We start from the raw sequence: 10,500 nt of genomic DNA, 5'->3' as shown, positions 1-10,500 counted from the left end.
GTCGGCGGTCAGGAAGTACCAGTCCTTGCCGCCCTGCTTGACGATCGCGCCGCCGGTGCCGCGCGCCAGCGCGACGGTGTCGTAGGCATAGTGCACGGTGTAGGGTGTGCATTCTTCATTGGTCAGACGGGAGGTCGCCGCGCCGACCGAAAAGAATACCTTTTTCTTTTCAGCAGCGACTTTTGCCATTGCCAGATTGGCGCCGGAATTGGTGCCGCCGATCAGCATGTCGACGCCTTCGCGGTCGAACCATTCGCGTGCCTTGCTGGCGGCGATATCGGCCTTGTTCTGGTGATCGGCTACAACGAATTCAACTTTTTTGCCGTTGATCGCGCCGCCGAGGTCGGCGATCGCCATCTTGACCGACTCGGCGCCTGCCGGGCCGTCCACGTCCGCATAGACGCCGGACATATCGGTGATCAGGCCGATCTTGATCACGTCACCGGAAACCTGTGCGGCTGCGGGAGCGGCGATACCTGCGGCAAATGCGGCGCCCAGTGCGGCTGCCATTATTTTGGATTGGAATTTCATGTCTTCTCCTGTGTCAAGTGGAATTGCGTCAATGTGCTACTAGTGATTTGTTTCTCGTGTTTCGCCAGGTTCTGCTTTTCAGACGCCCAGCAGTTCATTCAGCACGGGCATCTTGGATTCCAGTTCGGACGATGCAAAGGACTCGACGATCTGGCCATGCTCCATCACATAAAACCGGTCCGCCAGCGGCGCGGCAAACCGGAAATTCTGTTCCACCATCACGATGGTGTAACCCTTCGCCTTCAGGCTGGTGATCATGCGTGCCAGCGCCTGCACGATGACCGGCGCCAGCCCCTCCGAAATCTCGTCCAGCAGCAGCAGGCGCGCCCCGGTGCGCAGGATGCGCGCCACCGCCAGCATCTGCTGCTCGCCGCCGGACAGACGCGTGCCCTGGCTGGAGCGGCGCTCCTTCAGGTTCGGGAACATGTCGTAGATCTCGTCGATCGACATGCCCTTCTCGCTTTTCGATACGACCGGCGGCAGCATCAGGTTTTCCTCCGCCGACAGCGATGAAAAGATGCCCCGCTCTTCCGGGCAGTAGCCGACGCCGAGATGAGCGATGTGATGCGTGGACATCCCGATCGATTCGGACCCGCCGATCTTGATCGAGCCTTTGCGGGTGCCGGTCAGGCCCATGATGGCGCGCAGCGTTGTCGTGCGGCCGGCGCCGTTGCGCCCCAGCAGCGTCACGACTTCGCCCTGCTTCACCGATAGGTTGACGTCGTGCAGGATGTGCGATTCGCCATACCAGGCTTTCAGGTTTTTGATTTCGAGTGCGGCGGCTGCCATCAATGTGCTCCTTCCAGCGCGCCGGTGGTGGTGCCCATGTAGGCTTCCATCACCTGCGGATTGTTAGATACTTCGTGATACGTGCCTTCGGCGAGCAGCGCCCCGCGCTGCAGCACGGAAATCTTGTCGCAGATGCCGGAGACAACGCTCATGTTGTGCTCCACCATCAGGATGGTGCGGCCGGCGGACACTTTCTTGATGAGTTCCGTGACGCGATGCACGTCCTCGTGTCCCATCCCCTGCGTCGGCTCGTCCAGCAGCATGAGCTCCGGTTCCATCGCCAGCGTCGTGGCGATTTCCAGTGCCCGCTTGCGGCCGTAAGGCAGGTCGACCGTGACGGTGTCCGCAAAGCTTTCGAGGTCCACTTCACGCAGCAACTGCATTGCGCGGTCGTTCAGGCGGGACAGGGTTTTCTCGCTTTTCCAGAAATGGAAACTGGTGCCAAGCCCCCGCTGCAGGCCAATGCGGACGTTCTCCAGCACGGTCAGGTGCGGGAACACGGCGGAGATCTGGAATGAGCGGATGACGCCCCGGTGGGCGATCTGCTCCGGCTTGAGCGCGGTGATGTCGTTGCCGTTGTAAATGATTTTGCCTTCCGTCGGGATCAGGAATTTCGTCAGCAGGTTGAAGAACGTCGTCTTGCCGGCACCGTTCGGACCGATCAATGCATGTATTGACCCGCGCTTGACCTTGAAATTGACGTCGTTCACCGCGATGAATCCCTTGAAGCCCTTCGTCAGGTTCCGCGTTTCCAGTATGACTTCGCTTGCCATCGTATTTCTCCACTGTTGCTGACAGGTTGCCCCGGTTACTGCGCTTTCCAGGGCAATCCGGTCCGAATCTTCCGGGCAGTTCCGTTCAGGCGGACGGCATAGCCGCCCGCCTGTCCGGCGCTTACTCCGGAATCGTTGCTGTGTTATTGCTGAACGTGATTTGATTTGCCGCAGCTGGCGCCGCCTGGATCGGCGGAACGTTCGCTGTGGTAATCGCGGGCGCAGCACCGGCCGCACCACCTCGCGGCACGGTACGAACGACCTGGCTCGGCGGGAGTGCCGCACCGCTCTTCAGATGCGCGTACATCATGTTCATCGCCTGGATGTGATAGCGGTGGATCGGGATCAACCGGCTGTCATACCCCGGGAAGCCGAGGAACGCATCGAAGTGGTTCGCATTGGTGATCTCGATATAGGACAGCTTGCTGGCTGCGCCTTCAACCGCCTTGTTGGCAGCGAAGTAGGCACGCGAGTTGTGATTTACCGGGATCAGTGCGTCATTGCGGCCATGGACGATGATGGCTGGCTTGGCGCGCAGGTTGCCGTTGTGCAGAACTTCCGTCATGCCGGCACGCACCCGCTGGGAGTTGGTCAGCGCGGCGCCTGTCAATGGTGCGCCGGTGGTGATATCCGTACCGGTCGCCAGGTTGCGCAGGCAGACCGCGCCATCGATGTTGTAGTCGGCAAGCGTCGTGGACGGCGACACCGAGAATGCATCGCCGATCGGACCGCCGACGGCATTGTTGTTCACCACGCCCAGTCCGCCGCTCGGCGTTCCATTGGCGTTTGCGAAGAACTGCGCCTCTTGTGTCGACGTCAATGTCGTAATTGCTCCGGTCGTCGCGACCACTGGTGCGAAACTAAAGCCGCACACATTGTCCCTGACGCTGAACTTGCCATACATGTTGGCGTAGAACGGAGCAAGGATGGCGTATGTACCGTAGTGCGATGCATGCAGCAGGTCGCTGTCCGACTCGAATCCCGCTTCACGCAGTTTCTGCAACGATTCTTCCGCCTGCGCCGCCACGGTGGTCGATGTCAGCAGATTCTTTGCACGCAACGATGCGCAACGATTAGTGGCCAGCGTGGTGTTCACGGCAGCCAGCAGCGGCGATGCGGCCAGCGATGGCGAGAGCACTGCGCATGGCTGGTAAAGGTTGGCGATGGTGATGGTGTCGTACAGTCCGAGGCCGGCACGGCTGACTGCCGCGTTGCCGCGCCGGACGCTTACGTTCGACGCAAGCGCTATCGGTGTGACCGGCTCCGACACCGCGACGCCGTCGATCAATCCCTTGGTGTCCTGCTCGGCCGCCATGATGGCTGCGCCGCCGCCGTTGGACGCGCTCGACGCGATCACGACGGTGTTGGCTGGCTTGATGGTATTGAGGCGTGTCGTACCGTCCTTCGCCAGGTCACCGAATTTGTCGTTCAGCGCAAAAAACGCGAATTCAACGGCCTGCAACGTGTATTTGCCCCAATCCTTCTCGGAATTCTGCTGCGAGTGCGCCTGCTTGATTGCAAAGCGGTTTGGCGTTGCCGCATTGAAGGAAGCCAGTTCGGCCGCGGTCATGCTGGCGGTGAAGTTCGAATTCCTGCCGGCCGTGGCCGCGTCGGCGCGGGCGCCGTTCATTAGATTGACGGTATTCGCCTGCAGGTTATGGAAGCCGATGCCGCTGCCCTTGTCGCTGTAGGCCACCGCGCACTTCTGCTTCAGGCCCCAGTCCCCTGCCGTGCCGATCGCGCCGTACACGCCGCGGGAGCCGGACGATGTCGCCGTGACGATGCACGGATTCGCCTTGTCGAAACCGGCCGGAATCTGCACCATCAGGGTGACGTTGACCTGCCCTGTGCCGTCGTCGGCATAAGTGATGTATTCGTCGCCTGCGATCTTGCCTTCACCCAGCGTGGCGTTGCCTGCGTTGTCCACATTCGGGCCATAGAGCGTGCCGTATCCGCCGTTGACGCTCGGGTCGATCAGGGCGCGGTAATTGCTGTAGATGGTGTTGCGACGCAGCTCGGCCGCTGTGGGCCTCGATGCGTCGGCATAGGTCGGCGCAGCGCCTTGTAGGCCTGTCCTGCCCAAGCCTGCCGTCAGCAGATCGTCGCTAACGCCATCGTATGCGGTCTTCTGAACCGTTCCGAGAAAGCTTGGTTTGGTATTGAGATCTTCCGGTGCATCCGAACTGCCGCCGCATCCGGCGAGTATGCCGGCGGCGACGATCGAAGTAACACCAAGTTTATTGTGAAAAGCCATGTGTCTCGCTCCTTAGGGTTATCCGGCCACCATTGGCCAGGAAAACATTGGTTTTTTGTGGAACTGCTTCTTACATGCCTGCTTTTTCTGCAAAAGAATCTTTCAGCCTGCTATAGCGTCATGCCTCCGCATACCTCGATAACGGCGCCGTTGATGTAGCTGGCCTCATCCGATGCCAGGAAGGCGAACGTATTCGCGATCTCTTCAGGCTTGCCGAGGCGGCCGAGCGGCACGCGCTCCTCCAGCGCACGGATGACCTTTTCCGGCATTGCCTTGAGAATGGAGGTTTCGATGAAGCCGGGGCAGACCGCATTGACACGAATGCCATGCTTGCCGAGTTCGCGCGCCCAGGTCTTGGCCATGCCGATCACGCCGAATTTGCTGGCCGCATAATTGGTCTGGCCAAAGTTGCCGTAGATGCCGACGATCGATGACGCATTGAGGACCACACCGGACTTGCGCTCCATCATGGCCTCGACAACTGCCTTGGTGCAGTTGTAGGTTCCCTTGAGATTGACGTCGATCACGCGATCGAACTGCTCATCGGTCATCTTCTTCAACTGGGCGTCGGCGACAATGCCGGCATTGTTGACCAGCACATCGATCTGGCCATAGGAGCTGAGTGCGCCATTGATCATGGCCTCGATGCTTTCCGCCTTGGTGACGTCGACAGTGAATCCGATCGCTATGCCGCCTTGCAACCGGATCTCCGCAACCGTATCCGCTACCGCGTCGTCGAGGTCGCAGACCACGACTTTGGCGCCTTCCCGGGCGAATTTCAGCGCCGTCGCCTTGCCGATCCCCCGGCTTGCGCCGGTAATGAGCGCTACTTTATTTGCAAGCCGCACCCTGCCTCCTTATGTAGTTTTAGGCTGAGGCCGACAATGCTTTGGTGCTACCAGAGCATGATGGCCATCCTTGCCGATAACCACTATTGGCAATTGTCATGCCATCACATCTAAGTAACTGAAAATAAAGGATTATTTTTTAAAGACGCCCAAAAGCGGCAAAATGAGGAGAGATATAAGCGGTGGATATGTCTGATATTCAGACAGAATACTGCGCAATGATTGCTATCTAGTTGATATATAAGGAATTTATGAAGTGTCTAATTAATGGACATGTGTCTATTAATTGGACAAAAACCCAAAATCAATGATTTTTTGATAAAGGGTTGCCCGGGATATTCCCAGCATCCTTGCGGCCAACGCCTTGTTTCCGCCCGTACTATCCAACGCGGACTTGATGAGCTTCCTTTCCACTTCCGCCACCGCTTCGGCCAGCGGTCGCACGGCGCATGCCGGCTGATTCGTGTCGACATTGTCGGATGGCATGGCGCCTTCCGTGGCGATCGGCAGGAAGGCTGCGAAATTCTCGGCCTTGAGACTGAGGTTATCGGTAACCATACCTGCCTGCTCAAGCGCATTTCGCAATTCGCGGACATTGCCTGGCCAGCTGTACGCCGCCAGCGCGGCGCGTGCGCAGGGGGCGAGTTCACGTTGCGGCATGCCGGTGCGCTTGGCGATTTGTTCAAGCAGGTGTTCGCACAGCGCGTCAAGATCCGCACGCCGCTCCCGCAAGGGAGGCAAGGCAATCGGCAATACGTTCAGCCGGTAATACAAGTCCGAGCGGAACTTGCCGTCCGCGACCAGCTGCTTGAGATCGTGGCTGGTGGCGGCGATCACGCGAACATCGACCTTGATGATCTTGTTGGACCCGAGCGGCTCGATTTCCTGCTCCTGCAACACTCGCAGCAACTTGGCCTGCACCTGGAGAGGCATGTCGCCGACTTCATCCAGAAAAAGTGTTCCACCATCGGCAACCTTGAATTTGCCGTCTCGGCCCTTACGGTCAGCGCCTGTGTAGGCGCCCGGCGAGACACCGAAGAATTCCGCCTCCAGCAAGGTCTCGGGAACCGCAGCGATATTGATTCCAACGAACGGTTTGCCTGCGCGTCCGGACGCCGCATGAATCCCGTGGGCCAGCAGTTCCTTGCCGCTGCCGGTTTCCCCGAGCAGCAATACCGTTGTATCGAGCTGAGCGGCCCGTCGCGCGCGGTGCTTTAGCTCCAGCGAAACCGGGCTCACGCCGACGAAGCTTGAAATCGAATATTTCGTGTGCCGGAGCTGGGCCAGTTCCTTCTGGGTATTCGCGAGCGCCCATTGAAGCTCCGCGAATTTCGACACCAGAGGCTTCAGGCGTTGCAGACGATCGTACAGCGCAAAACCAATGGCGCCGATGACCTTGCCGGCATCATCCTTGAGCGGAATTCGCATTACTACCAATGGCTGTTCGCGGATCATCATGATATCGAGCAGGATCGGCTTTCCGGTCTGCAGGATTTCACGCATGCGGCTATTTGGAATGACTTCCTCGACTGCCTTGCCGAGCGCATCCTCGGGCGATTTCAGTCCGAGGAAGGCTGCGTACTTATCATTGATCCAGGCAACCTGCCCCTGGTCGTCGACCGCCAGGGTTCCTTCGCAGGAATCGTCAAACAGGTCCAGCAATGACTGCATGCCGACGCGCAGAATGCGATCGACGTCCCAGGTGGGACTTACCGATGATTTCATACTCGTTCCATTCTGGTTACAGCAGTAAATCGTATGCTGCTTGTTGTCATCCCGGGCCTCCACCGGTGTCGATGTAGCATCACAACATCGACCGGATGATTATAGATGCGTCCGGGAAAGCTTAAGGCAATAGCTGCATTTGCAGACGACTTCCTGTGGCTCGTCAAATTATTCGGTGCGAATCAAAAACAGCCGGGGAATTTTTTGCCGCTACACGCTTCTTATCGGTGGATTGGCGCATGGTAAGAAGCGGCACCGCCTGCTTTCGGCGCGGTGTCGCAGAGGTACTATGCCACCGCAAATCAAAGGCGTCGATCGGGGTATACATGATGTATGCCAAAGCAATCGACACGACGTCGTCTATTCTGGCGATGTATGCTGGTTAATGAGCGTCGTTCATTCATATCGGCAAGCATTTGGCTTGGATCCGCAACAATGTATCCCACAACAACGACACGACCAAAGAGGGCCATATGAACGACCATTTTGTTCAGCGCCGCGATGAACAAGGTGCACTCGTCAAACCAGCATCCGATTCGAATAGATCCGCATTTCCCATGGACACAGGCCGTAAACCCGGTGCGATCTCCACACTGCCCCAAGCCGAGTCGCCATATCTGCATCTGCAGGTCAGGGTGGCTCATCCGGACATCGATGTCCAATCGCCTCAACATCGTTCGGCCATTCCTTGTTCCGACGAATTCACCGCCGGCGGTAACTTGAGCCAGTCCAATACAGGAGACGACGACAGTCGTGCCACGACGTCCGCCGCTGGCCCGCTTTCGGCACCGGAATCCGGCAGCGCATCATTAAGCCGGAATGCGTCGCCCTCCGCCTTGCCGGGCGGACAGCGCCGGATCCTGATTGTGGATGACAACGTGGATGCAGCGGAATCGCTTGGCGAACTGCTGAAGGTATGCGGACATGATATTCACATTGCCCACGATGGTGCGAGCGCAATCTCCGAAGCACTGAGACTTCGGCCGGAAGCCGTCATCCTGGATATCGGGCTGCCGGCGATGAATGGATATGAAGTCGCACAACGGCTTCGGCTCGACGTCGGGCTCAATGCATCGCTGCTCGTGGCCCTGACCGGCTATGCGGAAGACAGCGACCGTATCAGTGCCCAAAAGGCCGGGTTCGATCACTACTTCGCCAAGCCGCTCGACATCAACAAGCTCGTGTCTGTTCTCGATAACCTGAAGTAGCGCATGAATGATTTGCTCGCAAAAAAGCCGCAATGATGCGGCTTTTTTGTTGATCTCAATGTAAAAGCCTCGATCGCGTTACCGTTTGAGCAGGCTCAGGATCTCATTCAATTCCTGGCGAATCGCGATGGTATCCACCTCCAGCGGCGGCAATCCTGCGGTGAGATCCGTGCTGCCTTCGTCCACAGTCAGCCGGCTGTCGAGCTTATTGCGGGCGCCGCTGATCGTGAACCCCTGCTCGTACAGCAGCTCCCGGATGCGCCGTATCAGCAGTACCTCGTGATGCTGGTAATATCGCCGGTTTCCGCGTCGCTTGACCGGCTTGAGCTGGGTGAACTCCTGCTCCCAATAACGCAGCACATGCGGCTTGACGCCACATAATTCGCTGACTTCACCAATTGTGAAATAGCGCTTTGCCGGTATCGGCGGCAAGGCGGCAAGTTCTGGCTTGCTGGAGCGATCGTTCATGGAATGGGTCAGGCGAGCTGCGCCACCTTGTCACCGCCAACCACTTCAACCATGCTCTTGAGCTTCTGACTGGCATGGAAAGTGACGACGCGACGTGCGGTAATGGGGATTTCCTCGCCGGTTTTCGGATTGCGGCCCGGGCGCTGCGGCTTGTCGCGCAGCTGAAAATTACCGAACCCGGACAGTTTCACCGACTCGCCGCGCTCAAGGGCATTGCGGATTTCATCGAAGAACGTCTCGACCATGTCCTTCGCTTCCCGCTTGTTCAGACCGACTTGCTCGAAAAGCAATTCAGCCAGTTCCGCCTTGGTCAGCGTCGGCAAATCTTTAGCCGCCTGAGAGCGGGCCTGTGCTTCAAGCACTGCACGATTCAAGTCGGCCGCCAGGATAGATTGAAGTTCGGCTGAGTTCACGTCATTCATTGTAATTGTCCCTGCCCCCGACTTGTTTTCATACGCATGAGCACATCAAGTACGTAATTTCGCACCATGTTTTTTCACGACAGACGCCACGAACGCCGCCATCGCAGCGTTCACTTTTTCGTCCTGCAGGGTGGTTTGAGTATCTTGCAACGTGAATCGGAAAGCAAGACTTTTCTCGTCGTTTTCCAGCCCTTTGCCACGATATTCATCAAATAAAACAACGGCTTGCATCATATCACAGGCAGGATTTGCTTTCCCCTCGGAAATGAAAGTATCGATCAGATCCTGGGCCGGCACCGACTGTTTTACAACAAGCGCCTGATCCCTCACGACAGCCGGGAATTTCGAAATCTCCTGGTACATCGGAACGCTTCGATCCTGCAACGCAGCCATGTCTATTTCGAACAATACCGGCGCGAGCGGAAGGTCGTATTTCTGCTGCCAGCGTGGATGAAGTTCGCCGATGACGCCGATGGCCTTCCCGTCGAGCACGACTTCAGCCGAGCGCCCGGGGTGCAAGGCAGGATGATCGACCCGGACGAAACGCGGCGTCCGTGGTGCCAACAACGCTTCCAGGTCTGCCTTGACATCGAAGTAATCGACGTTGCGTGTCGGCAGTCCCCATTGTTCCTCCGCCAGCGGACCGTACGCGATGGCAGCGACACGTTTGGGCTGATCATAGCCGGCAACCGATAAGGGACCGTCTTGCGTCTGGGTGTTCCGCAGATACACGGCACCGATTTCAAACAGGCGAATCCGTCCCAGTTTGCGATTCAGGTTGTACCGGACATTGGCGACCAAACTGCCAATCAGGGTCGATCGCATCACGCTCAATTGGCTGGCGATCGGGTTCAACAATCTGATCGGCTCGCGATTACCCGCAAAATCGGCTTCCCATGCCTCTTCAACGAAACTGAAATTAATGGCTTCCTGGTAATCGAGGGCCGCAATTTGGCGGCGCAACGCGAACGCCGGGCGCCGGCTTTCCGCCGGGATGCGCATCATGTTCGGCGCGACCGGCGGCAGTGCCGGAATGTTCTCGAAACCGTAGACGCGCGCAATTTCCTCGATGAGATCCTCTTCGATCTCAATATCGAAGCGGAAGGAAGGCGGAGTAACGGTAAAAAGTCCCGGCTCGCTGGTGTAGTCCAGTCCGAGGCGAGTAAAGATATTGGCGATCTGCTCATCGGAAAGCGGCACGCCGATGACTTTTACGGCGCGAGCGGTCCGTACGCTGACTGGCTTGCGCTCGGGAAGATTCACGACATGATCATCGATCGGGCCGATGCGGGTTTCCTTGCCGCCGCAGATTTCCACGATGAGGGCAGTGATGCGCTCAATATGCTCGGCGGTGGTCGCGTAGTCGACGCCGCGCTCGAAGCGGTGGGCGGCATCAGTTGAAAAATTGTAACGACGCGCCCTGCCCTGAATCGATTGCGGCCACCAGAACGCGGCTTCAAGATAAATATTTTGCGTGTCGAG

Annotated in this window: 10 protein-coding genes; 1 reads left to right on the top strand and 9 read right to left on the bottom strand. The window is 58.0% G+C overall.

Annotated elements, in window-relative coordinates; genetic code table 11:
• The 6 genes from V7080_RS18800 to V7080_RS18775 all read right to left on the bottom strand — a co-directional run.
• Positions 1-510 (bottom strand): ABC transporter substrate-binding protein (locus V7080_RS18800; RefSeq protein WP_442947252.1); only part of this gene is annotated, 510 nt, incomplete at its 3' end.
• 99 nt (positions 511-609) lie between these two features.
• Complete coding sequence (locus tag V7080_RS18795) at positions 610-1,320, bottom strand: ABC transporter ATP-binding protein (protein ID WP_334189924.1); 711 nt, start codon at positions 1,318-1,320, stop codon at positions 610-612.
• The gene (locus V7080_RS18790; RefSeq protein WP_334189923.1) at positions 1,320-2,093 is read right to left on the bottom strand and encodes an ABC transporter ATP-binding protein; all 774 of its coding nucleotides are present in this window, start codon (positions 2,091-2,093) and stop codon (positions 1,320-1,322) included. Before V7080_RS18790 ends, V7080_RS18795 begins: the two co-directional genes overlap by 1 nt.
• A 121-nt stretch (positions 2,094-2,214) precedes the next feature.
• Positions 2,215-4,347 (bottom strand): 3-hydroxybutyrate oligomer hydrolase family protein, encoded by a 2,133-nt coding sequence (locus V7080_RS18785; protein WP_334189922.1) that lies wholly within the window; start codon positions 4,345-4,347, stop codon positions 2,215-2,217.
• Positions 4,348-4,457: 110 nt separating this feature from the next.
• On the bottom strand, positions 4,458-5,195 hold the full coding sequence (fabG, locus tag V7080_RS18780; protein WP_334189921.1) for a 3-oxoacyl-[acyl-carrier-protein] reductase: 738 nt from the start codon (positions 5,193-5,195) through the stop codon (positions 4,458-4,460).
• A gap of 282 nt (positions 5,196-5,477) precedes the next feature.
• Positions 5,478-6,920: a sigma-54 interaction domain-containing protein gene (locus V7080_RS18775; protein ID WP_334189920.1), complete on the bottom strand. Its 1,443-nt coding sequence runs from the start codon at positions 6,918-6,920 to the stop codon at positions 5,478-5,480.
• 557 nt (positions 6,921-7,477) lie between these two features.
• On the opposite strand from V7080_RS18775, the gene V7080_RS18770 reads away from it, so the two are divergent.
• Complete coding sequence (locus tag V7080_RS18770) at positions 7,478-8,128, top strand: response regulator (protein ID WP_334189919.1); 651 nt, start codon at positions 7,478-7,480, stop codon at positions 8,126-8,128.
• 78 nt (positions 8,129-8,206) lie between these two features.
• Here V7080_RS18770 and V7080_RS18765 read toward each other — a convergent pair whose 3' ends face one another.
• From V7080_RS18765 to V7080_RS18755, 3 genes are all read right to left on the bottom strand, one after another.
• Entirely contained in the window at positions 8,207-8,596 is a 390-nt protein-coding gene (locus V7080_RS18765) for a MerR family transcriptional regulator (RefSeq protein ID WP_334189918.1), read from the bottom strand.
• 8 nt (positions 8,597-8,604) lie between these two features.
• Positions 8,605-9,018, bottom strand: a complete 414-nt coding sequence (locus V7080_RS18760) for an integration host factor subunit alpha (RefSeq protein WP_334189917.1) — start codon at positions 9,016-9,018, stop codon at positions 8,605-8,607.
• A 45-nt stretch (positions 9,019-9,063) separates the two neighbouring features.
• Positions 9,064-10,500, bottom strand: a 1,437-nt coding sequence (locus tag V7080_RS18755; RefSeq protein WP_334189916.1) for a phenylalanine--tRNA ligase subunit beta, incomplete at its 5' end; no start/stop codon positions are given.

The sequence above is a fragment of the Noviherbaspirillum sp. genome (assembly GCF_036846085.1).
GTDB lineage: Bacteria > Pseudomonadota > Gammaproteobacteria > Burkholderiales > Burkholderiaceae_D > Noviherbaspirillum.
The sequence above is the reverse complement of the archived record's forward strand: the minus strand, read 5'-3'. Positions and strand labels throughout refer to the sequence as shown.